This is a genomic window from Vibrio sp. R11-SG3-ISO9, assembly GCF_059834255.1.
In genome coordinates, this window is sequence record NZ_JCBDGU010000009.1 from 1 (window position 1) to 26,396 (window position 26,396).

A 26,396-nucleotide genomic window follows, 5' to 3' on the forward strand; every position below is an offset into this window, starting at 1 on the left:
CGAGATACGAGATATGATGTGGCCCCTAAAAAGTAGACACAGGGGATAATCCCCGCGAGGGAACTACGGGGAGTTGGAGCGATTTAGGGAGCGGATATTAGCGTTTTAGGTCGATATAGACTTGCTCAACTTTAGTTCGCGCCCATTCTGTTTTTCGCAGAAACTTTAAGCTCGACTTGATGCTTGGGTCTTTCTTGAAGCAGTTAATGTTAACCATGTAACTCAACTCTTCCCAACCATAGTGATCCACTAGCTCAGTCAGTAGTTTTTGCAAAGTAATGCCATGCAGTGGGTTGTTTACTTGTGTCATGATAAGTCCAATAGGTATTTTTCGTCAGTATAGCAGCTTAGTCATCGGAGTTTCCGGACCATTTCAATGAGAAATCAGTATCGACGATATTAAGCTCTTCTCTTCCTTTATTACCAAACTCACTGACTTGAGTTTCTATCCATTTAGAGAAGCGTTGAATCTTGTCGCGATGAAAGTATCCCGACGGTGCACATAAGAAGTAATTGTATTTCGGCCTTAGCGCGGTATTCCCAATTCTAACCAGCTTGCCTTCTTGCAGGTATCGATACACTAAGCTGTGTTTCACCAAAGCAACACCTTGAACAGAAAGTGCTCCCTCTAGTACAAAGTGAGAACCATCAAACTGCAATGTCGTATGACCGCCCTCAACCCCCACTTCATTGAGCCATATTGACCAATCCATATCAGGCCATCGGTCTTCAATTAGCTCCGCTTTGTGCAGGTCTTCGACACTGTATATTCCATACTTCTCCTGATAGAGCGGATGACAAACAGGGTATAGCACCTCATCCATTAACCAACGCGACTCTAGATTTGGGTAGTTACCGTGCCCGTAGCGTATACAGATATCAATACTCGAATCTTCAAAGGTAATTAGCTTGTTGGTTGGTTCAATTAGCATGGATAGGTCTGGATGTCTCTCTCTGAAGTCACCAATCCTTGGCACTAACCAGTGCTGAGCAAAGGATGGAACGGTGGAAATCGAGAGCTGATTTGGATTTGGGTCTTGGTTGATTCTTCTCACGCCATCTTGAAGGTGGGCAAAACCTTTCTTCGCTTGAAGATATAGAACCTCCCCCTCATGAGTGAGTACAATTTTTCGGTGCTGTCTGATGAAGAGTTCGGCACCGAGCCAGTCTTCAAGTTGCCTGATCTGTTGGCTTACCGCAGCAGCAGTTACAAACAAGGTTTCTGCAGCGAGCTTAAAGCTGCCTTTGTCGGCTGCAATATAGAAGTAGTAGATGCCTTGAAAGGGAGGTGTTCGTTCACTCACATTAGTTTTCCTTAACTGAATGCCAATATCTATCGTTTGTCGGCTGACTGTCTTTGGTCGAATATTAGCCATGTAAACAGATAAACATAGAGAATAAAAGTATAGAAGGGGTAAGTTATGAATTCAGGCACAGTTAGAGTTGAACTAGACGAGCGCTCAACCAATACGTCTTTGATTAAGAAATTCTATTTCAAAGTGCAGCAATTTAGACAAAATGCAAAAACAAGAAAGCACTTAGCTGATCTACCCGATCACCTTTTAAATGATATTGGGCTAACGCATACACAAGCACAGCAAGAGGCGAGGAAAGCGTTTTGGGAGTAATGGAGTTAGATTTAAACAAAAAAGCGTCACTCAAGTTATTACCTGAGTGACGCTTATGCATTTAAAAACGCCCTTTATTATAAAGAACTTGGCTTAAGGTGGATTACTCCTCCCAAACTACCAACTTATCTTTTGGCCAGTTATGACCAACTTCGTGGTACTTCTGCTCTAGAATATGACGCTTGATCTTAAGTGTTGGCGTTAGAATCCCGTTTTCAATGCTCCACGGTTCTTTGATCATCAGTACGCCTTTGATCTTCTCGTGAGAGGCCAATTGTGAGTTCATCTTCTCGATCACGCGTTTAGTGGTTCTCTCGTAGCGTTCACGGTCGAAGTTAGGGAAGTCATGAGGAACAACAAGCAGGATAGGACCAGGTAAGCCCAGACCAATCAGACACATCATCTCTACACGACTGTACTCAAATAGCTTTTTCTCGATAGGTACAGGAGCAACGAACTTACCTTTCGCTGTCTTAAAGGTATCCTTCTTACGACCTTGAATCGTTAGGTAGCCCTCGCTATCAATGGCACCAATATCACCAGTGTGGAGCCACCCCTCGGCATTAAATGATTCTTGTGTCGCGATGTCATTTTTGTAGTAGCCAGAGAACAAGCCTTTACTGCGTACTAAGATCTCATCATCTTCAGCAATCTTAAGCTCAACACCTGGGCCTGCGTTACCTACAGAACCAATCTTATCGGCTCTGAATGGGTAGTTGAGGGTGCTGTAAGCAAACGACTCAGTCATCCCCCATGCCTCAGTGATGTGCAGGCCTACGCTCTCATACCAATCCAGCAGAGCTGGAGATACTGGCGCAGAACCACAACCAAGAACACGAGCTTGATCCAGTCCTAGGCCATCTGCCAGCTTCTTCTTAATCAATGAATTCACAAACGGAATCTTGAGAAGAATATTAAGCTTCTTCTGTGGCAGTTTATCTTGAATACGCTGTTGGAACAGAGTCCAGAGTCTTGGCACGGAGATGAACAGGGTTGGCCTGTGCATCTTCACATCTTCAATGAAGGTATCGAGTGATTCTGGGAATGCTGTCGGTACACCACCCATGACAGATGAACCAAAAATGTAAACGCGTTCGGTGATGTGAGCCAAAGGTAGATAAGAGAAAAGACGATCGTTTTTCTCAATACCAATGTGGTCGATTAGACGCTGAACCGACCAAGTAAACGCACCGTACGTCAACATAGCGCCCTTTGGTTGACCTGAAGTCCCTGACGTATAAACCAGTGACATAAGCTTGTCGTCGTGATGCACAGGACGTTTTGAAGAGGGAGCGCTTTTGTCGATGAGATCATTAAATGCGTATTGGCATTTTGCTGCTGTGTCATAAGGCAGGGCAATGCTGATAAGTTCTGGATTTTCGTCGATCACTTGTTGAGTGGCCGCGGGATCGTCTAGCTTACCTGCTATTACGATCTTACTTTCACTGTGTTCAATACAGTACGCGATAGTATCGGCACCTGCCGTTGGGAAGATTGGCACACTGACAAAATCACCCAGCATCATGGCTAAGTCGGTAATGAACCACTCGGCACAGTTTTTTGACACTAAGGCGACTCGGTCGCCAGGCTTTGCACCTAGGTCCTCAAGTGCAGTAACCAATTTGAGTGCTTTGTCTGCGACCTCTTTATAGGTGAACTCGACAAACTGACGGTTGATGATCTGTTTTAGATAGACCTCATTTGGGCGCTCCTCTGCCCATTTTAAAATCATTTCATTTGGTGTAGGGAGAGCTTGGTTTTGGTCTTGGCTAAACTCGTTAGGCTGAATCATTGTCTAACTCCATGTTTTTCGCTAAGTTATTATTGTTAAAATTATGTTAAACATAGCACGTAACTTAGCTTTTAGGGAGTAAAATTAATGGTTTCCAAACTTCCTAAATTGTCCAGGTGTGAGCCCGGTCTTTTTTTTGAATAAACGACTAAAGTATGAGACATCTTTGAAGCCCAACATATAAGCGACGTTGGCAATAGTGTGTTCTCTTTTCTGAATCAGTGTCAGTTTGGCTTGTTCGATACGTGCAGTCGTCACGTACTCTTGAAAGCTTACCCCCACGTTGGCATGAAAGACTTTTGAAAAATAGTTAACAGATAGATGGCAATGATCGGCAACGTCCTTCTCAGTTAAAGCGTCAATTAAATGTTCATCGATATAAGAAACCGTGCTTTCTATATTGAACCGATGCGATAAACAATAAGCGTCAGATTTACTATTCAACTGTTTGTACCTTTCTAATATTGTTGAAAGGTGATTGGAAGCTTGAATATTTTTTTCGTTAATATGAGTTATGTTGCTTATATTGTTCGGTTGTTGATATATATTGTTGTGAATAACGATGATGTCTCTATTTAAATTAACCGCTATTTTCTCTGCGAGATCGGCTAGCTGTCTATTCTTACTACTATATAGGTAGAGAAAGTTAAATGACTGATTTGGTTCACTAAGTACAGATATATCCCATCCGACATGATGAATAATAAAATTAGATTGGATTATTTTTGCCAAGCAAGAATCTAAATAAATTAAATCATCGCCAAAAAACGTTCCTTTATCCATATCTCTAACTATTTGATAAGGTGTTTACCTTATGAATCCAGTTTATTATTGGTAAAGTAAATATTAGAAGAATAGTAAGAAAGGTCAAATTATTGACAAAATAATACTAACTGCTTGGTATGAAATGTACTGAACTGAACAGGTGAGATTGATACGTAAGTGGTGGAATAAAAGATCACGAAAAAGCGTACTCATTTTATATTCCTCCTAGGGCATTGTTTTATTTGCGTTTTAGGAGAAAGGCACTCATATGAGTGTGGACCAAAGAGTGACATGGAGTTCATTATGTTTTTATCATCTTATATCAAAGCAAAACTACTACTTGAAGAGTTCAGAAAAGACGAGCGTGGGGTAACAGCAATTGAATATGCTGTTCTTGCTGTTGCGGTTGTTGCATTAGTTGCAGCGTTCTTTGGGGATGGTGGAGTCGAAAATGGTATTGGGACAGCAGCATCTACTGTTGTTACCGCTCTTGGAGGCGCGAGCAGTTAAAAGAATATGTTTATTTCGATTTGTTTACCAATAATGTTATTGGCTATTTCTATCGGAGATATCAGGAATAGAGTTATTAGTAACAGATCGGTGTTGATAGTTATTTCTATAGCGATCATTGCCTATATATATAGCGACATTAATTTTTATTTTTCATCATTCTTGATCGCAACCATAGCTGGGTTTGTTTTGTGGATGTTGAGAATAATTGGGGCCGGGGATGTAAAACTAAGCTCGGCCCTGTCATTAATGATTGAGCCTAATTATTTATTCTTGAGTGTTTTTGTTATGACGGCTGTGGGTGGGATTTTAGCCGTGATTGAAGTTTGTTTAAGTAAGCTAATATTCAAGAGAGAGCAAAAACCTATACCTTACGGTGTAGCCATAAGTCTTGGTTTTGGAGTAGGTATTTTGGCATCAATCTGATGAGCAAGGATGACTTATGAGTATCAAGATTCTGGTCCCTATTGCTTTAGTTGCAATTGGTGCTGGCTTATATGGTGTTTCTCAGCAGTATCTAAATTCACCTAACGATGTCAGCGACCCAGCTCCAAACAACGTAGAGTTAAATCTAGTCAATGTTCTTGTGTTGAACGAGAGTATTGAGCGCGGTCAGTTACTTTCTAATGAGCTGTTTTCTATTAAGCAAATTTCTGAAAAACGTTTTGCAGCATCACCAACAAAATTAGCTCCGGAGATTCCGAATGGTGCCGTTGCCAAGAGAGCTATATCCGCAGACACATGGTTGCAACAAGACATGTTCGTTACGCCTGATCAAAATGGTTATATTGAGGCCACGGTTGCTAAAGACATGGTTCCCTATCCCATCGTTATAGGCCGTGAATCGATTGTAGGTGGTGTGATTGATAACGGTACTAGAGTCGATGTTATAGCGTTGAGTTCACAACAACAAAATTTAGCCATTGAAAATGAAGTTGACGGTTTTCAAACCGTTTCCGTCTCGCCCATTTTACTTGCGGTTAAAGTTCTGAAGGTTGAAAACCTTGAATCTGAAGAGGTTGGACAAGAACAGTTGTCTGGCGTCGTGATTGTTTTAGAACTGAGTCGCCGTCAAGTTGCAACACTGTCTATTGCCAAAAACATTGCCCAATTGGAGATTCACAAATCCATCGGTGCAGAACATGCAGAGCAGTTGCAAGCCAACTCAGGAGATGTGTTACCTGAATACCGAGCGATAGTCGAATATCGCGGTGACAGTGCCAAAATTCGCTAAGGACGCCGAGGGTACATCCATGAATAATAACTATATAACTCAATGGGTACTTGCACTAATTATGCTGTTTATGTGTCAAGTCGCTGTTGCGCGAGTCATTAATCTCGCGGAAGGTGATGCTCGAAGCATATCCACTAAACAAGAAATTGGTTCTGTTTTTATTTCAAACCCAGATGTTGCTGACTATCAAGTGATCGATGAAAACAAAGTGGTTTTCTTTGGCCGTCAAACCGGTAATGCCTCTTTCATGATCTTTGATAAGGATGGGAATACGGTCATTTCTAACAAGCTTGTTGTTAATAAAAGCTTGGTCCATATCGAGCAACAAATTGCGCTACGTTATCCAGATGCTGATGTCAGTATATATAACCTCGGAGAACAGGCTGTACTGAGTGGTACGGTTTCTTCCGAAAAGGTCAAAGAAGATATTTATCGACTGACAGGTGAGCTGCTTGGAAAGGAAGCTGAGATAACCAATGTAAACTGGCAGATCGGGGATGAAGAGTATGAGATGGAGTTCATGCGCCGTTATCGCTATCCAGGTGTGGTAGACAATATTGAAGTAAAAACGACCAAACAAGTAAACGTTAAAATCTCAATCGCTGAAGTATCACACAGTTTCTTGGAAGAATTCGGTATCGAAATCGGTACGGTTTCTCCTGGTGTTTTCGTTGACCAACTGACTTCTTTTAGTGCTGATGACATTATTTCTGTGATTACAGCGATCGGTGATGATCGAGTTGGACAAGTCCTTGCCGAACCAAACTTATCTGTAATATCTGGTGAGACCGCAAGCTTTTTGGCTGGTGGTGAAATACCAGTAGTCACAGTGATTGATGGTAGTACCGATGTTGAGTACCGCGAGTATGGTATCCGTCTTGAGTTGATGGCTAAAGTATTGAACGACGATAAGATCAAGCTTTCAATGCTTCCCGAAGTGAGTGCTTTAGATAACCAATACCAAAATGACAACTTCGATCTCCCAGCTTTAAGAACGCGTCGTGCACGGACGACAGTGGAGTTGGGAGACGGACAGAGTTTTGTTTTAGCTGGATTATTGAGCACGGAAGAACGAGAAGAGCTACGACGCATTCCTTATATTGGTGATATTCCGGTTTTAGGGGCTTTGTTCAGAAAAACAACAACAGAGCGAACTAAAACTGAGCTGATTATTGTTGCCACCGTCAATCTTGTTCAGCCTATTCACCCTAACCAGGTTCAATTACCAACTATTCACAGAACCTACAATTTAAATCGCTGGCTAGGGTTAAGTAGTGATTACCCTAAAGCTTCTGAAGAGTTTGTTAATCAAATATTAGCGGCTGGAGGGTTTAAGAAATGAAGATTAGAGATCTTATATTTATACCTTTGATTTTGATTATTGGCTGTGCTGAGCATATCTCTGAACGTTCAGGCCCATCAATTGAAGTGGTACCTATCGAATATCAATTGGCCGTCAAAATCGAAAAAAACAAGAAAGAGCAAGCCTGGCAATATTTAGATAAATATGTTTCCGAAAATTGGGGAATATTTGCAAATCAACATTTGTCACTTAGCTGGAATACAAAAGAAGGTAAGAAACTGGTCCATAAATATGCTGACTATCTAAGAAGCCGAGGTGTCGAATCTAAAAATATTACTTTGTATCAAGATAGTGAACTCAATACGGCATTTGATTTTAATTTTTCTGCGACAGTACATAAAGTTGTGACACCTCTATGTGAGTACGTAACTATTGGTAATTATGGAGAAGTTGATAACGGCTGTTTTTCTGATGGTATGAGATGGAAGTCGATCACTCATCCCGAGCGAATGTTTGATAATAGCAATTATTAACTAGGAGGCACCAAAATGGATTTGATTGACATCCTAAACAAAAAAGTGTCTCAGACACACTCTACTACAGGAATTCGCAGTGTCGTGTTCTATCAAACTGATGAGTGTAAGACACTGATACGAGAGGCGTGTAATTTTGAAGGCTTTAACCTTCCCGAGTTTCAGCCACTGACCGATGAAAACGTGACTGAATTTAGTAAAGGCGAAGATATTGAACTGATTATTGTAGAGTTGAATGAAAGCCCTGATCTCGTGGTGGATGCAGAGAGAATCTGTCATTTAATACCTAACACCGCGTCGGTGATCATTGTCGGTAAAGAAGATTCAATATCTACAATCAGACGTCTGCGTTCGTTAGTCCTGTACTATTTGTTTTGGCCTGTTACCAAAGAAGAATTTATTGATTTTGCACTCGGTGTTTATCGTAATCGTGAAGCAAACAATGGTGTTGGTCTTACAAGAAAAGCGAAGCAAATCAGCTTTATTGGTTGTAAAGGAGGGGTCGGTAATACCTTTGTTTGTGCTGAGATTGGGCGCTATTTGTCTTCAGAGAGACATGCCAGCTGCGTGCTGATAGATAATGCTTATCATGGTGGCAACATGGACATTATGTTGGGTGTCGAAGGATTTGAAAAGCGAGAGGTCCGCGCGGGTAGCCAAGTTCTCAATCTTGATGAAGCTGCTTCACAAAGTTTACTTAAGAAACAATCGAGTTCCCTTGCTGTATTGTCGTTAACGTCCAACGATATGGAAGTTGAAGAAATAAAGCAGTTCACTAAAGCTGCATCTGGTCATATTTCTCAAACGAGTAACTTTTTGCTTGAAGACTTATCAAGCACTTCAAGCTTGGTATACAGCGTTAAAGAGTTAGTTGAAGTCTCTAATTGTATTGTTCTTACCTTTTCACCTAGTGTCTCGTCTTTGAGAGAAGCAGGACAATTTAAGCGGAAACTTGATGACAGCTTAGGGTTAGACAACACGCTTAGAGTCATCTTAGTTATGAACAATAGCTTGGCGAATGGTGATGCGACAGTCACTCAGCAAGAGGCCGAAAAATACTTAAAGTCCCCAATCGATATTGTTATTCCTCACGTTAAAAAATTGGACCATAAACTCATGGAAGGGAAGTCTGTGGTGTCTATGGGAGGTAAACCTGCTAAAGCCCTAGAAACCCTTGGATCTCTGATATTGGGTGAAGAGGTGAAATCAAGTTCGAGTTGGTTTGGCTAGGGGGATGGTATGAAAAATCCAGCAGAAGCGTATAAAGAAATACGCAGTCAGATATTTGAAGCATTAGAGCCCGATGCCATTAATGCTATGTCTAGCGATCAGCTAGCAACCCAGCTCAAACAGGCTGTAGAACTGCTCATTGATAAAGACCAAATGTCGATCTCATCGGTGACTAGACATCAGTACGTAAAAAGCCTCGTTGATGAACTTCATGGTTTAGGGCCATTACAATCATTGATGGATGATGACTCTATTACCGATATTATGATTAACGGTTACGACAATATATTTATTGAACGTAATGGGTTAGTTGAGAAATCTAATGTCACTTTTGTCGACGAGCGCCAGTTAATCGATATTGCAAAACGTATCGCAAGTCGTGTTGGGCGCCGTGTTGATGATTCTTCCCCCTTATGTGATGCCCGCTTACAAGATGGCAGCCGTGTCAATATTGTTATCCCACCGATAGCGCTTGATGGTACGAGTATTTCCATTCGTAAGTTTAAGAAGCAAGCTATTGATTTCTCACGGTTACTTGAATATGGATCCATGAGTCAAGAAATGGCTCAAATTCTTATGATTGCGTCGCGTTGTCGATTGAATATTTTGATATCCGGAGGTACAGGTTCAGGTAAAACCACACTGCTTAATGCTTTGTCACAGCACATATCTGAATCCGAACGGATAGTAACCATAGAGGATGCGGCAGAGTTAAGCCTGCTACAACCTCATGTAGTGCGCTTAGAAACCCGTAAAGCTGGTATTGAGAATACCGGTGAGATAGATCAGCGAGCACTTGTAATCAACGCGCTTCGTATGCGACCTGATCGCATTATCGTCGGGGAGTGTCGTGGCGGAGAAGCTTTTGAGATGCTCCAAGCAATGAATACTGGGCACGATGGCTCTATGTCAACGTTGCACGCCAATACCCCTCGTGATGCCTTAGGGCGTGTTGAATCTATGGTTATGATGGCAACCAAAAATTTGCCACTTGATGCGATCAGAAAAACGATCGTTAGTGCTGTAGATATCATTGTGCAGGTGAGCCGCCTTCACGACGGTAGTCGTAAGATAATGAGCATCTCTGAAGTGATCGGTATGGAAGGAGATAATGTTGTCTTAGAGGAAATCTTCCGCTTCCAACCCGATCTTCAACAACCGGAATACAGCAAAATACAAGGAAATTACGTCACCACAGGTCTAATGCAACGTTCTGTTTTAGTAGATAAAGCTAAATTCTTCGGCTTGCATCAGCAACTTGATGCTCTATTCGCGAATGCAGGGAAGGTAGCATGATCTATTACGTATTATTAGTTTTTGGTGGCTTGGTACTTTTGTTCTTGCCTCTATTACAAAAAAAGAAAACCAATGATTACTTAAAAACTGCAACTCAGACGGTAATGATTGAACATGTTGCTGCGACCAGCCAGCAAGCTGTAAATCTTAAGTCCCTGACCGAGCAAACGTTCCTTCAGAAATTAGCAACCAGTTGGAATAACTTTACCAAGAGGGTCGGACGTTTTCCTATCGCTAAGATCATCCTATTTGAATTTGTCGTCTACCTAGTAGCATCGAGTATCATTCAAACGCTATTTAAGGTCGAAAAACCAATCTTTGCTTTGATCATAATGATTATTGCTTCAATCTGGATGTGCATTTGGTTGAAACAAAGAGAAGAGCGTCTTTTCGAAGCTTCCTTTCCTGATGTGTTAAATATGCTTGCGAGTTCCGTATCTGCGGGTGAGAGTATAATGCATGCGATTTCGTATGTTGGTAAGTCTCAAGACAATGACTTGGGGAACGAATTTAGATTAATGGCTGAACGTATGAAAATAGGTGAAAGCCCAGATGATGTATTCCGTAAAGCTTGCCTTCGTTTTCCATATCCATCATTTTACTTTTTTATTATTACGTTACGTGCAAATTTAGAGCGAGGTGGGCAACTCAAAGAGGTAATGACGAGAATCAACCGTTTAATGTTTGATGCACGCTCCATCAATAAGAAAAAGTATGCCTTGACCTCAGAGGCTCGTATTTCCGCAAAAATCGTAGCAGCAATCCCATTTTTATTCCTATTTTTACTCCAATTCATTAGTCCAGAAAACTATGACTTCGTGATGTTTAATGAACGTGGAAAACCTATTCTCTATTATGTTCTCGCTAGTGAGTTTATCGGAATATCAATAGTTTGGTTATTGATGAAGGGAGTTCGATGATGGACGAATTATTAGCCTTGTTCACCGATGACCGTGTGAAAATACTCGTATTTATATGGATTATTGTTTTTGGAATAGGAGTTCTTGTTTACTCAGGTAGTGAGAGCCTTTCTAGAAGTAGCGCTTTGAGAAAAGTGGGTATTGATATTAACGATAACAAGATCAATCAATTATCTAAAATCGAATCTCTAAGCCGTTGGTTTGGTCAGTTATTTTCTGTGTCGGATCGGGATATTGAAAACAAGTTTGTATCTGCTGGTTTTTACAATAGTCGATTTTATAAGTGGTTATTGCCGGTAAAATATACAGCATTGGCTATCGGTAGTGTGTTGATTTACTTATATACGTCAGCGCAACACATGGAATTAACCAATACAGTTGTTGGTATTGCACTATGGGTTGTCATCGTTGTTGTCGGTCCTGATCTATACTTAGAAGTAAGAAAAAGAAAGCTGCACAGAAAACTTTCCGAGCGTTTACCCTACCTGCTTGATTTGATGGGAGTATGCGTGAGAACAGGGATGACTATTGAGGCATCGGTCGCTTATTTAGCGCATGAGATGGAAGGTTTCGATGCAGACATTGCTCATATGTTACACAAAACGAATGAGAGAGCAAAATTAGTTGGGCTAGAGAGTGCTTTAGAAGAGCTGTATGCAAGAGTGCCTACAAACGAAGTACGCAGCTTTGTTATGACGTTAAACCAAAGCTTGCAATACGGTTCATCTATTTATGAGGTTTTATCAAACCTAGCGAAAGATATCAGGGAAGTTCATATGTTAGAACTCGAAGAGAAAATCGGTAAGCTGTCGGCCAAGATGTCTATTCCTCTAATACTTTTCATCATGTTCCCTATTGTTATTTTGATTACAGCTCCTGGGATTATGCGATTACTAGGAGGGTTGGGCCAATGATCATTAAAAAGGTTAACTGCCTGATATCAATTGCCTTGTGTTGTGTTTTGACGGCATGCTCTTCCAGTCAAATAAGCTCAATAGATAATCATCAGGAGTTTAAATCAAAAGAAGCGCTACTAAAGAATGCGAATGATAACAACAAACTAATAGCACTTTATAAGCAAGAGCTTGCGAGTAATGATAATTACGATACAAGACTTAAGCTGGTGAATACATATTTGGAAGTAGGAGATATTGATTCTGCAGATTTCCATTTGGAGAGAATGTCTGCACCAGAGGATCGCAGTGCAGAATTGGATTTCTTGAAGGCCAGAGTAAAGTTTGAGCAAGACGATCCTCAACAAGCACTCGTTTACGGAAAACGCTCTTTGGAGAAGAGACCGGATTTTGCTGAAGTCGAGAATTTGTTGGGATTGGTTTTTGTTAGATTGGGAAAATTTGAAAGTGCCAGAGAGCACTTCTTAAGAGCTCGAGAGCTTCTTTATGAAGATGTAGTGATAAGCAATAACTTAGCAGTCATGGACATTCTAGAGGCTGATTATCAACGAGCAATAACACGTTTAGAGCCAGTTTATAAAAATGGACAAGCGGATAAACAAGTCGTATCTAATCTTGTGTTAGCGTACGCAAAGGTGGGTGATTTCGTTCAGGTTAAAGCGCTGTTAGGGGGGATGTACTCTGCAGAAGAGGTGCATCATATCTATACAGGATTGAAACATGTTTCCCTGAATGATTCCGTTAAAACACAGCTTTAACGGATCAGCTTTACTTACTAGGAGGTGAGTATGGCTAATTACATAGTGAGAAAATTAATATTTAAAAAACGGCGAGCCCAAAATGGAGTGGTGACTATAGAGTTTGCTTTGGGTTTTTTTGGTTTTTGGATCTTTATTGCTGCATGGCTTGAAGTGTGCTTTCTATCTTATGTCTCTGCTGTAACTGATTTGGCAATGGCAAACGCTTCTCGTGAAGCTAAGAAAGGAAATGAAGCGTACGTAACCGCCTTTAAAGACGTTCTTAATGAAAGCGGTAGTGTATGGTCTAATTTTGTTGATGCTAACAAAGTTAAATCTTCAGTTCGTTACGTGGATACCATGGCCAATCTACATCTTATTTCAGATATTTGTACACCAACTAACACTTCACCTGGTGCAACTTGTGGTGTCGAAGAAAATAGTAGTATTGCTATTTACCATTTGAGCTATGAACTGGATGGTATATTTACTTATATCATCGATAACGAGACCTTGCTGTCTCGTGAGATTATTGTGGTACAAGAATATGAACGCGATAAATTTGAAATCTAATCAAAAAGGAGCGTTTGTATTAGAGTTCTCTATAGTCGCCTTGTTTTTAGGTGTTTTATTAATGTTTACTATTGATACAGCAATAAAAATATCTACTAAGGGGAAATTAGATAGACTCTCTTTTTCGTCTGTTAACTTACTTAAAGAGCGAACTCAGCTCTATGACGATGATTATCAGACGACATCTTCAGATGCTCAAATAATATATGATGTGGTCAAAGGTTCTTTTCAACGAACTCAAACTGGTTTTGATAGCAACAAATTCGGGATGTTGATTGAAGAGCAAACTTATCAGACCAATGGAACACCCAATGCTCTAGTGACACACAATGACGGGCAGAGTTGCCAACCCGCTCAAGCATTGTCAGCACTAGAAGGGGATTTAAGTGTAGTGACTTCTTGGGGGCGTCAAGCAACGCTATACAGAGTTACGCTATGTTACGAGACTGAAAACTTGATATCCAACTTTACAGATACGGGATTTACAACAGTACAGTCTTCGTCAGTGATAGTAGGGAGGTAATATGAATATCTTACTATCGAAAAATAGAAAATCTATTCGTAAACAGAAGGGACATGCGGGGATATTGACAGCGTTGCTCGTTCCATCTCTTTGGGGGTTGTTTAGTTTAAGTACTGATGGTGCTAGAGGCCTGCAAGATAAAGCGAGGCTTGATGATGCTCTTGAAGCTGCAGCACTCGCTGTATCGGCACATAATGATGACAATATTGGTACTAATGGCAGTACTGTAAATAAGAATATTGTTAAGGCGTACGTTAATGCTTATGTTACGGGCAAAGAAAATATAAAGTCTGTATCGATAAAAAAACTTGATTGCCAAGCCATACCCGATTGTGTTTCAGGATTAGCATCTGGTGGTTCGCAATTTTTCCAATATGAGGTGACTGCAGAGACCGAACATAATAGTTGGTTTTCTAGTAATGAAACTATAGGGAAAGATTATGTTGTTGGCAGTCAAGGGATCTCAAGAAAATACCAAGATAACCCTGTAGATGTTGTATTTGTTTCAGACTTCTCTGGTTCAATGGATGATGGTTGGAGCGGCGGTAGCCAAGATAAATACAAAGATTTAAGGGATGTAATAGCAGCGGTAACTGTCGAACTTCAAAAATTTAACGATAACGTTAATTTAGATGATAACACGATATCTTTTGCTGGGTACAACAACTATACCAAAGTTACTCAGCATAACTGTTATTTAGATCAATTGAAGTATAAGACTAAAGTAAAAATAAAAAATGGTAAGCTAAAAACAGAAGTTAGAGTTGATTTTAACTCAACGGTGAATAATTTATTTAATGAAAAAGGCGCATCTAATTGTCGAACAACTAATATATATCCTGATGCTATTTTTAACGACATATTACCAACGACGGGTTTCACGGCATTTAATAATACAGTAAATACGTTTAGACCCGATGGTTATACCGCTTCTCACCAAGGTTTGATCCGTGGTGCACAACTTGCGATGCAAGGGACTAACCCTCGTCGTTTGATCGTTATTCTGTCTGATGGAGTCGACTTGGGCGACAACAAAATCGCGAATAAGGGAACAAAATCCCACAAAGGTATTTCTGAGAAACTCTACGGTCAATACGGGATGTGCGACAAAATCCGTAATTATTTAAATAACCAAACTTCGAGTGATGGCGATGATGTTCTATCTAGAATCGCTGTTATTGGGTTCGATTATGACCTTGATAGTAATAAAGGGTTAAAAGATTGTGCCGGTGAAGACAATGTTTTCAAAGCTGAAAACAAGACAGAGATTCTCGCGAAAATACTTGAGCTCATTAGTGAAGAGATCGGTCATTTGAAATAGTGGTTGTCTGAATGCGCTGATAACAAGGAGAAAACATGAAAAAGTCAAATTACTGGGTAGGATTACCGCTGTTGCTTTTGGTTAGTTATTCTCAAGCAGGTTACGCCTCTGAAAACCAAGTTACTAAGTTGGAGTATTACTGCTCGCAAGATGATGTGAATTTTCAACACTCTATTTCAGCTCATAAAGGGCGTGCAATGACGCTTAATCAAGGGCCATTTTCCATGATCGAGCAAGAGAGCGATTATGTCTTCCCTCAAGATCAATTGCGTCGTGAATTACTGAGACAAGGGGTAAGCCCTAAGTGTATTGAGTTTCTAATCACGCAAGGAAATTTTGAAGATTTTGAAAGTGGTGATGTGGTTGCGCGTGTGTATTTTGAGTTCGATAAGTATCGTTTAACGCCTGAATCTATTTACGTACTCGATGAGCTATCGAAGAAGATCACCCGTAACAATCCTAATCTGTTTGTTGAGGGACATACTGATAGCATCGGAACCAAGGAGTACAACTTCTCTTTGGGTTTGAGACGAGCGACTTCAGTTGAGAATTATCTTGTGCAGAAAGGGGCCGATAAAGAATCTCTCGAGGGTGTATCAAAAGGTGAGTTAGTACCAATTGCAAGCAATGATACCTCGCAAGGTAGACAGCAAAATCGACGAGTCGATATGGTCTTGAAGTAATATGGCTAATATAAAAAGCGTCACACCTTGGTGTGACGCTTTTCTTTTCAATAAGCTGCGCACGCTAAACAAAGTTTAAAACGACACCCGCAGCAATGAAAATACCTACAAGGCCAACGATTGGCATCTTGACTGATTTTAGTAGCCAAACACCTGCAATGATCAGCGCAAAGTCTAAGCCGTTGTTTACTGCACTCGTGAATATCGGTTGATAAAGCGCTGCCAGAAGTAGGCCAACAACTGCAGCATTAACCCCTGTTAAAGCGCCAGCGATTTTAGGTTTGCTCACTAGAGCCTGCCAGTTTTTAAGCACACCAAGTAGCAGTAAAAAGCCTGGAAGGAAGACCGCTATGGTTGCCAATAAAGCGCCAGCGATAGGTGCTGAAGGCATGAGTACATAGCCAAGATAGGTCGCTAGGGTGAACATTGGACCCGGAACCGCTTGTGCAGCGGCATAACCCGTTAGGAATGCATCTTGAGACAGCTGATCACCAATACCATTTTGTAGCAATGGAAGTACCACATGTCCGCCACCGAATACTAAGCTACCAGCTTGATAGAAGAGCCCAAATACTTCAACACTTTGTGAAAGTGAGCGTGCTAGTGGTAGGCCGATCAATAAGGCTGCAAATATAACCAGAGGCATGACAGCAATCTTATTGGTATTTTGAACTGTCTGAGTTTGTTCTGGGACTAAGCACTTGCTACCGATAAATGCAGCGAACAGCAGAACTAAGATTTGAGGCCAAATTCCCGGCATCAGCAGTAATACGATTGCGGTGATGACACACAGAGTTGTTGCTGTCTTAGATTGGCAGAAGTTTTTATACATACCAAATGTCGCGTCAGCAACCACAACGACAGCCAGTAGTTTTAGTCCATGAATGATCGAGTTAAATAAGGAACTCTCTAAGAACTGACCACTAACCATTGCCAATACAAGCATTAAGATGACAGATGGCGATGTGAAACCAACAAATGCAGCAATAGCACCGGCTAAGCCACCTTTTTTGTAGCCTAGAGCAAAGCCAACTTGGCTTGAGCCAGGGCCAGGTAAGAACTGGCTAAGCGCTACAATTTGTCCGTACTCTTCGTCAGAAAGCCAGTTAAGCTTTTCTACGAACGTTTTACGAAAGTATCCAATGTGTGCCGCTGGACCACCAAAGCTAATCCAGCCAAGCCAGAAAAACGTCTTAAAAATTGAAAGCATTATCGTATCCAAATAAATGTTTGTGGTTAATTTAGGTGGAGTTGTACTATGATTCAAATTAATTGTTTTAATTGTTGTTATGAATCATATGGGATTATCAGGTGGCCGATTTTAACTGGAAAGGGATTGACCTTAACTTATTGATTGCCCTACAGGCTTTGTATAAAACCAACAGTGTGAGTAAGGCTGCTGAGCGTTGTTATGTGAGTCAGTCAGCAATGAGTCATAGCTTGCAGAGGCTTCGAAAACTATTTGATGATCCGCTGTTTGAGCGAGTTGGGAGTCGAATGGAAGCGACTGAGCGGGCAATAGAGCTGTCAGTGACTGTTGATGAGTTGCTGAGCACAATTCAGTCTGAAGTATTGATGTCTAAAGTGTTTGATGTCGATTCTTATCAAGGTACATGGAAAATAGGTCTTACAGACTACGCAGAGCAGATGTTTGGGCCGAGTATCTTTGACTATATAAAAAGTGAGTCTCCCCATTCTCAAGTCGTATTCTTTAATGTTAACCGATCCAATTATCAACAAGTTTTTGAAGATGCAAAACTGGATCTGGCAATAGGTAGTTTTGGAGAGATCCACTCACTGTATCGAACTAAACATCTATACACAGAACAACATGTTTGTCTCTATGATCGACATCGTTTGAAGTTCGGAGATCCAATTTCTATCGAAGAGTTTGTCTCTGTAGAACATGCATTAGTATCTCCAAATGGCGAATTAAGAACGGGTGTCGATAGCAAACTGGCTGAGATCGGTATGCACCGAAAAGTAGCCCTGTCGTCGAGCAATTTTCTGACGATTAAGCGGTTGATTAGGGGACGGAACATCCTTTGTATTGTGCCGAAACTAGTGGCAAGAAGTGAGCCTGAAGTTGTGGATGATAGTCTTATTGCAATTAAACCGCCTATTGATGTTCCGGATTTTGATATTCAGTTGATCTATCGAAAAGGAAAACAGTGTGATGATAAGAACAAACATTTAAGAAAATTAGTCACTAGCGCGATAGATCGAACCATCATGAATGAATAATACGCAACGCAACTTTCAATTCTAGTCATCATTTATTTGAGGGTGAAAACGCTGCAATAGATAGCCAATCATATGCCAGAGGGTAAGCACAAGCAGCGCGCCTAAATACCCATCGATTGCGTAGTGCCATGCCAAATGAACCGAACCAATTTGTATAAAAATCGCGTATATCCAAGCGACATACCCTAAGCGTCTATTTAACCTGTAGGATGCGATAGCCAGAAGCACAGCAATTGTTACATGCATACTCGGCATTGCTGATATGCCTGTACCCACTCCACCTGATGGCTCTAGATAGCTGCTCCAAAGCATGTCTTGCGTTGATAGAGCCCACAAAGGGATATAGCCACTTTCTACTAGAAGGTTGTTTTGTACCTCTAAAGTTTGCATGAGAGGCTCATAGAGATCTTGGCTGTCGAAGTGATGCAGAAACGCCGGACCTGCTGACGAGAATAGTACTGCTAAAACATTGCCAATAATCAGCCAGCTAGTCAGAAATGTTAGTAAAAATTGAGCACGTAACAAGTTGTCTTTTCGATATAAAATAAAATAAAGCAGCATTCCCCACATAAGAAAAAACCAGCAGTTGTACATGATGTTCAAGCACAGCGAAAACAGCTCTCCTGGAAAAAGGTAGTGTGTGATTTCCCATGGTGAGTAGCCAAAATGCAACCATTTATCAATCCGATAAAAATCAAGATCCAAATAAAATGGATTGATATAGGGAATAATTGCCTTAAAGAAGGTGTAGTTAGAAAAGGCGACATTAAGAGCAAATACTAATAATACGAAAAATAAAGGTTTAGAAATGGGGGTGAGCAGTATTTTCAGTTTCTGGATGAGCTTTGTAATTGGTCTTGGCTCTCTTCGGAACAAGAGTAAGCCGCAGTAAGATACGAGCCACAAAATAAAACTGATATAACAAATAATGGATAGTAAGTTCAGATAGCTAGTTACGCTATAGGTAACACTATGATCGACCAAGTGGCTAACCGACAGGGTAAAAAGAGTAGTCAGAAACACATGGTACAAGATAATTTTGTTTCTATTGAACTCGTGGCGAAAAGAGTAGCAAAAGTCTGAAGGTGATTTTTCATGAGTAGGGTCGGAAGATTGTCCCTCTGATTCCATGCCGCCCTCACTAAGTTGTTAGTTTTTATGCCCTTGTTTAAAGTTAGCTCAGATAGGAATCTTTTCAATGTATCGGTGGGGCATTGAAGACGGCAAAATTTTGTATTTTTTCTCTAAAAATCACGCCAATTGGTAGAATCTGACTATACTTAAATTATAGCTTTTTACAGTTGTAACGAATAAGAATTTCGTTTACCTAAGTTTTTAGTATCGACTATAACGGTTTGATATAGTTGAAAACTCTCCCACACTAAACGGATTTAGTTGGTTGGCGCTAGCTCCCCCTAGCGCTTTTTCTTTTTTAACATCACTCTCCTCTTTGATGATTGCTGAACTCGCAAACAAAAAGCCGCTGCATTGGTCAAGGGAGCGGCTTTACTTCATTGTTCGAATTTTCATGCTTAGTATGATTAAGCGAGATCGTCTTTGCCTTCGATAAGTGCGTGATGGCTAACAGAGCCAGCGGTGCGAGCCTGGAGGTGAGGGACGTATTCAGGATCGTTCATAAAATCAATTGCGGCTTGCTTTGAAGGCCATTCGATAATGATACGTAGAGCGGGTTGTTCTGCATCGCCCTCTAAACGCTCGTGGCTAGAAGTACGGGCAAGGTATTTTCCACCATATTGTGCAACCAGCTTATTTGCTGGACCGATGTAATCGGCAACCCATGCGTCTGTTGTTGGGGTAACTTCTAGTACTGAATAGTAAGACATAATGTAATCTCCACTTTGTGCTTGCCGCACTCTTGTTATCAATAGTTTTGTTCATCGCTATCGGTTAGCGAATGAACTAAGCATAATGCTTAAGCTCAACTTTGATAATTGGCCGCTATAAAGAATCTTTATATAGATATTATTGAAAATTAAATCTGTTCACCGAATGTTAGAAAGAGTACTTGGTCCATTTCTTTGCTCGCCAACGGTGAGCCATAATGATGCCTCGGAACCATTCATCCATCGCAATCGCCATCCAAGCGCCGAACACTCCATAGCCCCAGTGCACGCCAAGCACATAGCTCATGGCAACCCCAATGCCCCACATGCTCAATATGCCCATTTTTACCGGGAACTGAATGTCGCCGGCGGCTTTTAAGCAAGAGATAAAAATCAGATTAAACACGCGACCCGCTTCAAGCAGTATTGAGCCTGCAATCAGGCCTGCGGTCAGGGCGATGATCTCAGGGTCTTGAGTAAAGACGTCTAAGATCTCGAATCGGAATAGGTATATCAAACAGGTGATCACGGTTGATGCGATAAAACCTACGACAAAGTATCGCTGTACTCGTGTGGTGATCTCATCAATCCAGCCTTTACCAATGTAGTAACCTGTCTGAATCTGGCTACCCTGACCAATAGCGAGAGCGAACGCAAAAGAAAGACGAGCGATGTTCTGCGCGTAAGTAAACGCCGCCAGTGATGATGTTCCCATCTGTACCACAAAGAAGGTAATGCTGATTTGAGCCATGTTGTAAGATAGCACCTCACCCGCATTCATAGAGCCAATTTTGATGATCTTTTGGTAGATAGATTTAGGGATAGACCTAAATTGTTTCACCGGAAGGTCGATCCCTTTGCTTTTAACGACACCAATTAAGATAAACATACCAATGACTTGGCTGAAAACGGTCGCGACTGCCACACCTTGAACACCGTAAACGGGCAATCCAAACGGTTGATATAGCGCGCAGTAGTTACCTACAACGTTGATAACACCAGCAATCATATTGATGACCATTGGTGATTTTGAATAGCCGTGGCTGCGAAGAATCGTAGTCAGTACTACGCCTATAGTGACGTTAAAAGTCAGAGCACCACTGATAAACAGATATTCTTGAGCGTACTGCTCCACTTGCGCTTCAAGCTGGTAGAGCGGAATGAAATATTCAGCGCCTAACACCGCTAGGATACTCAATAAAACGCCCGTGATGACGGCTAGGACAATACTGGCTACGCCGACATGCGCACTCTCTTGGTCACGAGACGCACCATTGTATTGTGCAATCAAGATACCTGTTCCGCTGCTCACCATGGTGGAGACAATGATCAGGAAAAATGAGATTTGCGAGATAACACCAACCGCTGATACGGCTTTGTCTGAGTATCCAGATAGCATGAATACATCACTGGTGTTGAGAGCAGTTCGCAGTAGAACTTCGATGAATATTGGCCAAGTGAGCGCAACGATTCCCATACGTTTGTTTAGGTTGGAATCAGCATTAGGCATTTAGATTTTCTCAAAAAAAGGAAGGGTGAGGCTTTAGTGTAGTGCTTATTAAGAAAACAACTATCAAAATAATGTCCGGATTACCTACAAGGTCAAAAAGAGCCGGATTTAGAGCTGAAAATGTCACTTTTTTGGTAACGTTTACCCTATCCAGCGAGCTTGAGGGAGTAGATAGGGTAAGAGAGGAGGGCGTTGGAAAGGCAAAGCCAGTGCGCAGACTGGCTTTGTATACGCGTATAGCTAGTCGATTCGCTGCCCCTGTGTATCGAATAGATGACAGTCTTTTGCAGAGAAGTTTAGCTCTAGAGATTGATAGCGAGAAACCTCTTGGTCGCCAGGAAGATGCACTTTAAAGCCGTCAATACCGCAAGATTGACCAAACATGTAGGTGCTATTACCAAGTCGCTCAACCACTTCACTTTGAAACTCAATCGTTATATCAGAGCCGCCGTTAATCTCTAAATGCTCTGGTCTGATACCGAGTGTTAGCTGTTGTCCTTCTGCTAACTTTTGACTTGGAAGGGGTAGGGTGATTTGGCTATTACCATTAATCGAAAGTTGAGCATGACTCTCTGAGCAAGAGCCCACTACGCACGGTAAGAAGTTCATCTTCGGTGAGCCGATAAAGCCAGCCACAAACTCATTTTGTGGGCTGTGGTAAAGCTCCAATGGTGAGCCGACTTGTTCGACTCTACCGTCTCTAAGCACCACGATTTTATCGGCCAACGTCATCGCTTCGACCTGATCGTGGGTGACATAAATCATGGTGTTTTGTAGATCTTGATGTAATTTAGCGATTTGTAGACGCATATCGACACGAAGTTCTGCATCTAGGTTTGAGAGTGGTTCATCAAATAGGAACACTTTTGGATTACGAACAATTGCACGACCAATAGCGACCCTTTGTCGTTGACCACCTGAAAGCTCTTTTGGTTTACGCTTTAATAGGTGTTCGAGTTGTAGAGTCTTAGCGGCACTGGTGACCTGCTTTTCAATGGTCTCTTTAGCGACGCCATTCATTTTTAAACCAAAGCCCATGTTCTCTTCCACGGTCATGTGTGGGTAGAGTGCATAAGATTGGAATACCATGGCAACACCGCGTTCAGCTGGGTCAACATCGTTGACTAGCTCGTCGCCAATATGAATTTCGCCTTCGGTAATCTCTTCTAAACCAGCCACCAAGCGAAGCAGTGTCGACTTACCACAACCTGACGGACCAACAAAAACAACGAACTCACCGTTGGTTATCTCTAGATCAACACCATGGATGGTCTGTACATCACCATAACGCTTAATGACCTTTTTTAAGCTGATATCAGCCATGCTATCTCCTTGCCTTGTTGGACTACATCACTTTGCCTTTAAAACATACGCATTCATCAGAAATTTGTTAGGTGCCTCGCACGATTTATTGATCCGGCTCATACAAATTTTACAAAGTATTCCGTTTTTTGTGGAATCGTTTACACAATTTAAACATAACGATACACAATATGATTGCTGAGATTAATATTTGAGCATGGTTACGATTAAAGCTTAGCAATTTGATGATGTTTCGCCGATTAACTTTGAAACAAATGGAATTGTAAACAAAGCTATGAAGACAAGGAATTTGGGAAAATGGTGCAATCTGTGAAAACGATATACCCAGAAAATCGCATCCCATCAGCCAGAAAGAAAAGGCGCATCAGCTCTAAGCTGTCGCCGTGGCTGTTTTTAACACCGGCAATAGCAATCTTCTCGCTCTATGTGATCTTTCCGATTGTGGACAGTATCTGGTTGAGTTTTTTCGAGTGGGATGGACTTGGTGAGAAAGAGTGGGTCGGGCTAGAGAACTATCGTGAGCTATTTGACTCCGATGCGTTCTACACCTCACTGACTAACAACTTCCTTTGGTTGATCTTCTTTATGCTTGCGCCACCTTGTGGTCTGGCTATTGCCCTCTTTCTCAACCAACAAGTGAAAGGCATCCGTGTTGTTAAGTCTCTCTTCTTCTTTCCATTTGTTATCTCACAAGTGGTTGTGGGCTTAGTGTTTGCCTGGTTTTACGACCCATCCTTTGGCCTGTTCAATATAGTCTTAGGTTCACTTGGTTTTGAGCCTATCTCCATTCTCGCCAATGAAGATTACGTTACCTACGGGATTATCGTGGCAGGCCTGTGGCCACAAATCTCTTACTGCATGATTTTGTACTTAACAGGGTTGAACAACTTAGACCCTGAGCAACTGGAAGCAGCACGACTGGATGGAGCCAAGAAATGGCGAATGTTGTGGTATGTAGTGCTGCCTCAATTGCGACCAGCCACTTTTATTGCCGTGGTCGTCACCGTGATTGGTGCACTGCGTTCATTTGACTTAGTGGCAACCATGACCGCAGGTGGTCCTTGGGGAAGCTCTACAGTACTGGCGTATCAAATGTACGAAGAGTCGATCTTTAACTACCGAATGGGTTATGGCGCTGCGGTCTCCGTTGTTCTATTCCTGATCATGGATATCTATATCGCTTACTTCTTGTGGCGTATGTTGAGGAGTGAAAAATAATGTATCCACAACCGATTCAAAAAGCAGGACGCTTTACCAATATCAGTTATCGAGTGGCTCTGCCAATCTCTATTGTCATGTGGCTGCTTCCTCTTATTGCAGTGATGATGACCTCGATTCGTTCGATGGAAGACATCAACAAAGGTAACTACTGGGGCTGGCCAAGCGAGATTCAGTTTATTGAAAACTACACTCAGGTCTTCACCTCGACGTCGATGGGGCAGTACCTAATCAATAGCTTGATCATCACTTTACCAGCGGTGGCGGGAGCGGTTGCTCTCTCGACATTGGCGGGGTACGCATTAGCTAAATACAACTTCAAAGCTAACCTCTGGATCTTTGCGATGTTCATTGCGGGTAACTTTGTTCCCTTCCAGATCCTGATGATCCCGGTACGTGACCTGACGATTAACCTAGGTCTGTACGATACACACTGGGCTCTAATCTTCTTCCATATCGCCTTTCAAGCCGGCTTTTGTACTCTGTTTATGCGCAACTTTATCGTCGGTATTCCTGATGCTTTGATCGAAGCCGCGCGTGTAGAAGGGGTCAGTGAATGGAAAATATTCTGGCATGTGGTTCTGCCGCTGGTTCGCCCGGCGCTAGCTGCACTTGCGGTCTTAGTGTTTACCTTTATCTGGAATGATTTCTTCTGGGCGTTGGTTCTGGTTCAAAGTGATGAAGTGCGTCCAGTGACTGCTGGTTTAAGTTCACTTCAAGGCCAGTGGTTGGCGTCATGGCAGTTCATGTCAGCGGGTGCAGTAGTCGCCGCAATTCCACCCGTTGTGCTGTTCTTTACCATGCAGAAGCACTTTATTGCCGGCCTGACTTTGGGGGCGACCAAAGGCTAAATATTCAATGAGGGCTCCTCAAAGTAGGAGCCGTTATGTAAACAATCCACTTTAAATGGATACACCGAGAGTAACCAAAGCACGAATAACTCTACCCAGCACAATAATAAAAATTGGACTTAGTGAGCCCCGCTCTATAACAAGGACCTACATATGAAATACGTGAAACATATCGCTGCAACTGCAGTGCTTGCTGCCTCCGTCTCGACTACAGCGTTCGCAGGAACCTTGGTCATCAACTCAGACGCCTCCGATCCGGCCCCAAAAGAGGCTTGGAGTGAGATCATCAGTCGCTTTGAAAAAGAGAACCCTGATATCACGGTTAAGTACAACCTGTATGACCATGAGTCGTATAAAACCACGATTCGTAACTGGTTGGTGACCTCGCCACCGGATGTGGTGTTCTGGTATGCCGGTAACCGTATGAAGGCGTTTGTTGATCGTGGCTTGTTTGAAGATGTGAGTGACATCTGGGCAGACAACAACATGAAGCAAGACTTTGCAGCAGCGGCGCCTGCGATGACGGTGCAAGGCAAGCAATATGGTGTGCCTTACACGTATTACCAATGGGGTATCTACTACCGTAAAGACATCTTTGAGCAGTACGGTATTGCTGAACCAAAAACTTGGGAAGAGCTAAAGTCGGCGTCAGCAACGCTAAAAGAAAACGGCGTGACACCATTTACCATCGGTACTAAGTATCTGTGGACGGCAGCTGGCTGGTTCGATTACATCAACATGCGTACCAATGGCTTAGATTTCCATATCCAATTGATGGATGGCAAGGTCCCTTACTCCGATGAGCGTGTGAAGAAAACATTCGCTAACTGGGCTGAGTTGGTTGAGCCAGGCTACTTCTTAGATAACCACGCATCTTACTCTTGGCAAGAAGCGCAACCTTTCCTATACAACGGTAAGGCAGCGATGTACTTAATGGGTAATTTCATTACGCCAAACTTCCCTGCGGAGCTGGACGGCAAAATGGATTTCTTCCAATTTCCAGTCATCGACCCAAGCGTGCCAATGGCAGAAGATGCGCCAATGGATACTCTGCACATTCCATCAAAAGCGAAGAACAAAGCCGATGCTCGTAAGTTCTTAGAGTTTGTCGCTCGTGCTGAGAACCAACAGCTAATCAATGAGATGCTGCTGCAGATCCCGACCAACAACAAAGCGAAAGCTAAGTCAGATCCGTTCTTAGACAAAGGTGTTGCTATGTTGGCAGCGAGTGATGGTACTGCACAGTTCTATGATCGCGACACCAACCCAGCGATGGCAAAAGAGGGGATGAAAGGCTTCCAAGAGTTTATGGTTCACCCTGAACGTATCGATAAGATTCTTAAGAAGCTAGACAAGGTAAGCAAACGCGCCTTTAAGTAATTGAGACCAAGCCGCAGCAATTGTCGCTGCGGCTTTCATCACTCTGTATGTGTCATCGTCAATA

At 42.0% G+C, this 26,396-nt stretch carries 28 protein-coding genes; 19 read left to right on the forward strand and 9 right to left on the reverse strand.

Going from position 1 to position 26,396, the window contains the following annotated elements; translation table 11 throughout:
- Positions 1–97: 97 nt before the first annotated feature.
- On the reverse strand, positions 98–310 hold the full coding sequence (locus AC6R05_RS02530; RefSeq protein ID WP_500646505.1) for a VF530 family protein: 213 nt from the start codon (positions 308–310) through the stop codon (positions 98–100).
- Between the two features lie 37 nt (positions 311–347).
- Positions 348–1,304, reverse strand: a complete 957-nt coding sequence (locus tag AC6R05_RS02535; protein WP_500646506.1) for a LysR substrate-binding domain-containing protein — start codon at positions 1,302–1,304, stop codon at positions 348–350.
- Positions 1,305–1,421: 117 nt separating this feature from the next.
- Between AC6R05_RS02535 and AC6R05_RS02540 the strand changes: the two genes are divergently transcribed.
- Complete coding sequence (locus AC6R05_RS02540; RefSeq protein WP_500646507.1) at positions 1,422–1,628, forward strand: DUF1127 domain-containing protein; 207 nt, start codon at positions 1,422–1,424, stop codon at positions 1,626–1,628.
- A gap of 103 nt (positions 1,629–1,731) precedes the next feature.
- Here the strand turns inward: AC6R05_RS02540 and AC6R05_RS02545 are convergent, their stop codons facing one another.
- Together AC6R05_RS02545 and AC6R05_RS02550 are read right to left on the reverse strand one after the other, a co-directional pair.
- Entirely contained in the window at positions 1,732–3,420 is a 1,689-nt protein-coding gene (locus AC6R05_RS02545; protein WP_500646508.1) for an AMP-binding protein, read from the reverse strand.
- An 84-nt stretch (positions 3,421–3,504) separates the two neighbouring features.
- Positions 3,505–4,203 carry a helix-turn-helix transcriptional regulator gene (locus AC6R05_RS02550; protein ID WP_172974241.1) on the reverse strand — a complete coding sequence of 233 codons (699 nt, stop codon included), beginning with the start codon at positions 4,201–4,203 and terminating at the stop codon, positions 3,505–3,507.
- 285 nt (positions 4,204–4,488) lie between these two features.
- Between AC6R05_RS02550 and AC6R05_RS02555 the strand changes: the two genes are divergently transcribed.
- From AC6R05_RS02555 to AC6R05_RS02620, 14 genes are read left to right on the forward strand one after another with little or no spacing between them, the layout of a single operon-like run.
- On the forward strand, positions 4,489–4,695 hold the full coding sequence (locus AC6R05_RS02555) for a Flp family type IVb pilin (RefSeq protein WP_500646509.1): 207 nt from the start codon (positions 4,489–4,491) through the stop codon (positions 4,693–4,695).
- A gap of 6 nt (positions 4,696–4,701) precedes the next feature.
- On the forward strand, positions 4,702–5,121 hold the full coding sequence (locus tag AC6R05_RS02560) for an A24 family peptidase (RefSeq protein ID WP_500646510.1): 420 nt from the start codon (positions 4,702–4,704) through the stop codon (positions 5,119–5,121).
- 16 nt (positions 5,122–5,137) lie between these two features.
- A complete protein-coding gene (gene cpaB, locus AC6R05_RS02565; RefSeq protein ID WP_500646511.1) occupies positions 5,138–5,929 on the forward strand; it encodes a Flp pilus assembly protein CpaB in 792 nt (263 codons plus the stop codon).
- Between the two features lie 19 nt (positions 5,930–5,948).
- Positions 5,949–7,271 carry a type II and III secretion system protein family protein gene (locus AC6R05_RS02570; protein WP_500646512.1) on the forward strand — a complete coding sequence of 441 codons (1,323 nt, stop codon included), beginning with the start codon at positions 5,949–5,951 and terminating at the stop codon, positions 7,269–7,271.
- Positions 7,268–7,765: a hypothetical protein gene (locus tag AC6R05_RS02575; protein WP_500646513.1), complete on the forward strand. Its 498-nt coding sequence runs from the start codon at positions 7,268–7,270 to the stop codon at positions 7,763–7,765. The genes AC6R05_RS02570 and AC6R05_RS02575 overlap by 4 nt, the downstream gene beginning before the upstream one ends.
- A 15-nt stretch (positions 7,766–7,780) precedes the next feature.
- Positions 7,781–8,995: a CpaE/TadZ family protein gene (locus AC6R05_RS02580; protein WP_500646514.1), complete on the forward strand. Its 1,215-nt coding sequence runs from the start codon at positions 7,781–7,783 to the stop codon at positions 8,993–8,995.
- A 9-nt stretch (positions 8,996–9,004) separates the two neighbouring features.
- Positions 9,005–10,291: a TadA family conjugal transfer-associated ATPase gene (locus AC6R05_RS02585; protein WP_500646515.1), complete on the forward strand. Its 1,287-nt coding sequence runs from the start codon at positions 9,005–9,007 to the stop codon at positions 10,289–10,291.
- Positions 10,288–11,211, forward strand: a complete 924-nt coding sequence (locus AC6R05_RS02590) for a type II secretion system F family protein (RefSeq protein WP_500646516.1) — start codon at positions 10,288–10,290, stop codon at positions 11,209–11,211. The genes AC6R05_RS02585 and AC6R05_RS02590 overlap by 4 nt, the downstream gene beginning before the upstream one ends.
- Positions 11,211–12,125: a type II secretion system F family protein gene (locus AC6R05_RS02595; RefSeq protein ID WP_500646517.1), complete on the forward strand. Its 915-nt coding sequence runs from the start codon at positions 11,211–11,213 to the stop codon at positions 12,123–12,125. The genes AC6R05_RS02590 and AC6R05_RS02595 overlap by 1 nt, the downstream gene beginning before the upstream one ends.
- Positions 12,122–12,883 carry a tetratricopeptide repeat protein gene (locus AC6R05_RS02600; RefSeq protein WP_500646518.1) on the forward strand — a complete coding sequence of 254 codons (762 nt, stop codon included), beginning with the start codon at positions 12,122–12,124 and terminating at the stop codon, positions 12,881–12,883. The genes AC6R05_RS02595 and AC6R05_RS02600 overlap by 4 nt, the downstream gene beginning before the upstream one ends.
- 30 nt (positions 12,884–12,913) lie before the next feature.
- Entirely contained in the window at positions 12,914–13,435 is a 522-nt protein-coding gene (locus tag AC6R05_RS02605; RefSeq protein WP_500646519.1) for a TadE/TadG family type IV pilus assembly protein, read from the forward strand.
- A complete protein-coding gene (tadF, locus tag AC6R05_RS02610) occupies positions 13,410–13,958 on the forward strand; it encodes a tight adherence pilus pseudopilin TadF (protein ID WP_500646520.1) in 549 nt (182 codons plus the stop codon). Before AC6R05_RS02605 ends, tadF begins: the two co-directional genes overlap by 26 nt.
- A gap of 1 nt (position 13,959) precedes the next feature.
- Positions 13,960–15,279 carry a TadE/TadG family type IV pilus assembly protein gene (locus AC6R05_RS02615; RefSeq protein WP_500646521.1) on the forward strand — a complete coding sequence of 440 codons (1,320 nt, stop codon included), beginning with the start codon at positions 13,960–13,962 and terminating at the stop codon, positions 15,277–15,279.
- A gap of 35 nt (positions 15,280–15,314) precedes the next feature.
- The gene (locus AC6R05_RS02620; protein ID WP_500646522.1) at positions 15,315–15,962 is read left to right on the forward strand and encodes an OmpA family protein; all 648 of its coding nucleotides are present in this window, start codon (positions 15,315–15,317) and stop codon (positions 15,960–15,962) included.
- Between the two features lie 64 nt (positions 15,963–16,026).
- On the opposite strand, the gene chrA is transcribed toward AC6R05_RS02620, so the two are convergent.
- On the reverse strand, positions 16,027–17,172 hold the full coding sequence (gene chrA / locus AC6R05_RS02625; RefSeq protein WP_500646523.1) for a chromate efflux transporter: 1,146 nt from the start codon (positions 17,170–17,172) through the stop codon (positions 16,027–16,029).
- Between the two features lie 101 nt (positions 17,173–17,273).
- Here chrA and AC6R05_RS02630 point away from each other — a divergent pair, with 101 nt between their 5' ends.
- Positions 17,274–18,206 carry a LysR family transcriptional regulator gene (locus tag AC6R05_RS02630; protein WP_500646524.1) on the forward strand — a complete coding sequence of 311 codons (933 nt, stop codon included), beginning with the start codon at positions 17,274–17,276 and terminating at the stop codon, positions 18,204–18,206.
- 21 nt (positions 18,207–18,227) lie between these two features.
- On the opposite strand, the gene AC6R05_RS02635 is transcribed toward AC6R05_RS02630, so the two are convergent.
- The 4 genes from AC6R05_RS02635 to AC6R05_RS02650 form a co-directional block, all read right to left on the reverse strand.
- On the reverse strand, positions 18,228–19,337 hold the full coding sequence (locus tag AC6R05_RS02635) for a phosphatase PAP2 family protein (RefSeq protein WP_500646525.1): 1,110 nt from the start codon (positions 19,335–19,337) through the stop codon (positions 18,228–18,230).
- A 410-nt stretch (positions 19,338–19,747) separates the two neighbouring features.
- The gene (locus AC6R05_RS02640; RefSeq protein WP_500646526.1) at positions 19,748–20,050 is read right to left on the reverse strand and encodes a DUF1330 domain-containing protein; all 303 of its coding nucleotides are present in this window, start codon (positions 20,048–20,050) and stop codon (positions 19,748–19,750) included.
- 169 nt (positions 20,051–20,219) lie between these two features.
- Positions 20,220–21,560, reverse strand: a complete 1,341-nt coding sequence (locus AC6R05_RS02645; protein ID WP_500646527.1) for an MATE family efflux transporter — start codon at positions 21,558–21,560, stop codon at positions 20,220–20,222.
- Positions 21,561–21,800: 240 nt separating this feature from the next.
- Positions 21,801–22,883 (reverse strand): ABC transporter ATP-binding protein, encoded by a 1,083-nt coding sequence (locus tag AC6R05_RS02650; RefSeq protein ID WP_500646528.1) that lies wholly within the window; start codon positions 22,881–22,883, stop codon positions 21,801–21,803.
- Between the two features lie 297 nt (positions 22,884–23,180).
- Between AC6R05_RS02650 and AC6R05_RS02655 the strand changes: the two genes are divergently transcribed.
- The 3 genes from AC6R05_RS02655 to AC6R05_RS02665 all read left to right on the forward strand — a co-directional run bounded on the left by AC6R05_RS02655 (position 23,181) and on the right by AC6R05_RS02665 (position 26,332).
- Positions 23,181–24,101, forward strand: a complete 921-nt coding sequence (locus AC6R05_RS02655; RefSeq protein WP_032551605.1) for a carbohydrate ABC transporter permease — start codon at positions 23,181–23,183, stop codon at positions 24,099–24,101.
- The gene (locus tag AC6R05_RS02660) at positions 24,101–24,952 is read left to right on the forward strand and encodes a carbohydrate ABC transporter permease (protein WP_032551606.1); all 852 of its coding nucleotides are present in this window, start codon (positions 24,101–24,103) and stop codon (positions 24,950–24,952) included. The genes AC6R05_RS02655 and AC6R05_RS02660 overlap by 1 nt, the downstream gene beginning before the upstream one ends.
- 153 nt (positions 24,953–25,105) lie before the next feature.
- Entirely contained in the window at positions 25,106–26,332 is a 1,227-nt protein-coding gene (locus AC6R05_RS02665; RefSeq protein WP_150869181.1) for an ABC transporter substrate-binding protein, read from the forward strand.
- The last annotated feature ends 64 nt before the right edge of the window (positions 26,333–26,396 follow it).

What these genes read in the sequence shown, in the direction of transcription:
- AC6R05_RS02550 (WP_172974241.1), bottom strand. Translation starts at nt 4,203, where the DNA reads ATGGATAAAGGAACGTTTTTTGGCGATGATTTAATTTATTTAGATTCT.
- AC6R05_RS02555 (WP_500646509.1), top strand. Translation starts at nt 4,489, where the DNA reads ATGTTTTTATCATCTTATATCAAAGCAAAACTACTACTTGAAGAGTTC.
- AC6R05_RS02540 (WP_500646507.1), top strand. Translation starts at nt 1,422, where the DNA reads ATGAATTCAGGCACAGTTAGAGTTGAACTAGACGAGCGCTCAACCAAT.
- AC6R05_RS02595 (WP_500646517.1), top strand. Translation starts at nt 11,211, where the DNA reads ATGGACGAATTATTAGCCTTGTTCACCGATGACCGTGTGAAAATACTC.
- AC6R05_RS02545 (WP_500646508.1), bottom strand. Translation starts at nt 3,420, where the DNA reads ATGATTCAGCCTAACGAGTTTAGCCAAGACCAAAACCAAGCTCTCCCT.
- AC6R05_RS02580 (WP_500646514.1), top strand. Translation starts at nt 7,781, where the DNA reads ATGGATTTGATTGACATCCTAAACAAAAAAGTGTCTCAGACACACTCT.
- AC6R05_RS02570 (WP_500646512.1), top strand. Translation starts at nt 5,949, where the DNA reads ATGAATAATAACTATATAACTCAATGGGTACTTGCACTAATTATGCTG.
- cpaB (WP_500646511.1), top strand. Translation starts at nt 5,138, where the DNA reads ATGAGTATCAAGATTCTGGTCCCTATTGCTTTAGTTGCAATTGGTGCT.
- AC6R05_RS02585 (WP_500646515.1), top strand. Translation starts at nt 9,005, where the DNA reads ATGAAAAATCCAGCAGAAGCGTATAAAGAAATACGCAGTCAGATATTT.
- AC6R05_RS02600 (WP_500646518.1), top strand. Translation starts at nt 12,122, where the DNA reads ATGATCATTAAAAAGGTTAACTGCCTGATATCAATTGCCTTGTGTTGT.
- AC6R05_RS02590 (WP_500646516.1), top strand. Translation starts at nt 10,288, where the DNA reads ATGATCTATTACGTATTATTAGTTTTTGGTGGCTTGGTACTTTTGTTC.
- AC6R05_RS02640 (WP_500646526.1), bottom strand. Translation starts at nt 20,050, where the DNA reads ATGTCTTACTATTCAGTACTAGAAGTTACCCCAACAACAGACGCATGG.
- AC6R05_RS02620 (WP_500646522.1), top strand. Translation starts at nt 15,315, where the DNA reads ATGAAAAAGTCAAATTACTGGGTAGGATTACCGCTGTTGCTTTTGGTT.
- AC6R05_RS02560 (WP_500646510.1), top strand. Translation starts at nt 4,702, where the DNA reads ATGTTTATTTCGATTTGTTTACCAATAATGTTATTGGCTATTTCTATC.
- tadF (WP_500646520.1), top strand. Translation starts at nt 13,410, where the DNA reads ATGAACGCGATAAATTTGAAATCTAATCAAAAAGGAGCGTTTGTATTA.
- AC6R05_RS02530 (WP_500646505.1), bottom strand. Translation starts at nt 310, where the DNA reads ATGACACAAGTAAACAACCCACTGCATGGCATTACTTTGCAAAAACTA.
- AC6R05_RS02665 (WP_150869181.1), top strand. Translation starts at nt 25,106, where the DNA reads ATGAAATACGTGAAACATATCGCTGCAACTGCAGTGCTTGCTGCCTCC.
- chrA (WP_500646523.1), bottom strand. Translation starts at nt 17,172, where the DNA reads ATGCTTTCAATTTTTAAGACGTTTTTCTGGCTTGGCTGGATTAGCTTT.
- AC6R05_RS02650 (WP_500646528.1), bottom strand. Translation starts at nt 22,883, where the DNA reads ATGGCTGATATCAGCTTAAAAAAGGTCATTAAGCGTTATGGTGATGTA.
- AC6R05_RS02575 (WP_500646513.1), top strand. Translation starts at nt 7,268, where the DNA reads ATGAAGATTAGAGATCTTATATTTATACCTTTGATTTTGATTATTGGC.
- AC6R05_RS02635 (WP_500646525.1), bottom strand. Translation starts at nt 19,337, where the DNA reads ATGGAATCAGAGGGACAATCTTCCGACCCTACTCATGAAAAATCACCT.
- AC6R05_RS02605 (WP_500646519.1), top strand. Translation starts at nt 12,914, where the DNA reads ATGGCTAATTACATAGTGAGAAAATTAATATTTAAAAAACGGCGAGCC.
- AC6R05_RS02615 (WP_500646521.1), top strand. Translation starts at nt 13,960, where the DNA reads ATGAATATCTTACTATCGAAAAATAGAAAATCTATTCGTAAACAGAAG.
- AC6R05_RS02660 (WP_032551606.1), top strand. Translation starts at nt 24,101, where the DNA reads ATGTATCCACAACCGATTCAAAAAGCAGGACGCTTTACCAATATCAGT.
- AC6R05_RS02655 (WP_032551605.1), top strand. Translation starts at nt 23,181, where the DNA reads ATGGTGCAATCTGTGAAAACGATATACCCAGAAAATCGCATCCCATCA.
- AC6R05_RS02645 (WP_500646527.1), bottom strand. Translation starts at nt 21,560, where the DNA reads ATGCCTAATGCTGATTCCAACCTAAACAAACGTATGGGAATCGTTGCG.